This window comes from Mesorhizobium sp. M1A.F.Ca.IN.020.06.1.1 (assembly GCF_004023265.1).
Classification (GTDB): Bacteria; Pseudomonadota; Alphaproteobacteria; order Rhizobiales; family Rhizobiaceae; genus Mesorhizobium.
The window spans coordinates 1-1,510 of record NZ_RZSR01001202.1 but is presented as its reverse complement, the minus strand read 5'-3'; the positions used below and the strand labels follow the sequence as shown (position 1 = coordinate 1,510).

Below are 1,510 nucleotides of genomic sequence, written 5' to 3'. Positions count from 1 at the left end.
ACGTTCGAAGGCCTGCCTTTGATCTACTTGGCCATCAAAGCCGACGGACCCGAGGCGGCCCGTGTTGCTTCCTCGCTGCGCGCCGGTCTGGCCGGCTTCGATACGATAGACTTCATCGGACGCGACGCCGACGCTACGCGCAATCGTTCCGCCGATCCGATCAGCTTCGTTTTCGATCTTATTCCCGGGACTAACGCCGGCGACGTCATGATCGAGCTGCAGAGCGTCGCGACGGGACGGGTTCTCCTGTCACGCAACCTGACATCGGCCGAAAGCGCGCCTGGTGCGGTCGAGAGCAACATCGCCAATCTCCTGAGCTCTACCGTCCCCGCTTCGGGCGCGATCTACAGCTATATCGACCAGAGCGATATCCGGACCAGCCAGATAGGATGTCTGGTGCTCGACGACCTCTACTATCTCGACCAGAGCGCCAAGGCGCACGAAGCTGCGTATCGCTGTCTGGAGAAGCTGGTCAGAGAAAGCACCAAATCATCGCTCATCTACTCGGAACTGGCTTCCCTGCATCTGGAAGCCGTCAACAACCGCTACGCCTATCCGCCCGGCGCAACGGTCGAGCAGGCCATGTCGTTTGCCCACCGCGCCATTCAGATGGCACCGATGAGCCCGCACGCGCATCGCGCCTACGGCTACCTCAACTCGCGCCTCGGCAACACCGACGAAGCGATCCGCTGGATGCGCAAGGCTTATGAGCTCAACCCCTACGATCTCGGCATGGCCGCCGCTTATGGCTACGGCCTGATCTTCGCTGGCAGATACCAGGAAGGGACGCCGATCCTGGGCCATGCCGTCGAGGCCTTCAGCGGTCATCCGACCTGGTGGGACTATGGCCTGTTTGTCGGAGCCTTCATGCAAGGCGACACCCAGAGGGCAGCGATTGCCAGCGAGTCGCTGCGGACCACCGCGTCCAAATCGCATTACCTGGCGGCGCGCCTGATCGGCGCCAAGATCTCAGGCCGCGACAAGCTCGCAAACGAATTGGCGAACGAGCTCACGGCCGAATTCCCGAAATTCGCCGCCAATCCGCGCGCCACTTTTGTTGACAGGAAGTACCCCGCCGATCTCATCGACCGGCTGGTGCAATCCTTGCGCTCTGCGGGGATTGGCAATCCGAGCTGAGCGAACGTGGAGCATTCGCTGACGTGCGGACTGATTGGAATATTAAATTCGCACGCCGGATCTGCTCGGCACAGCGGGCGTCGACACTCAACGAGTCTTAGGCCTGCTTACGCGTTCGATTGGGGCGCGCACGGCGAATTCGCGAAGATTTTACTGGCTATCGACCTGCTCAGGGAGCAATTCAGCCACAATCTTGAATTGCCCCTCATACTGCTTCACAGCCAACAATCTCGATGTTTAACTCTCTTCACGTCGCCGAAAGCGGTGCTGGCTCGAAGACGATCGTCTTCCTGCACGGCTTCGGCGCTTGCCATTCGATCTGGCGCGACGTGATTGCGGGATTGACGCCCGATGTGAGGACACTGGCCTACGA

At 60.4% G+C, this 1,510-nt stretch carries 1 pseudogene; it reads left to right on the top strand.

The annotated features are described in order from the left end of the window. Positions 1 to 1,137, top strand: a pseudogene (locus EOA60_RS32465) (hypothetical protein); the annotation flags it as partial. Between the last annotated feature and the right edge of the window lie 373 nt (positions 1,138 to 1,510).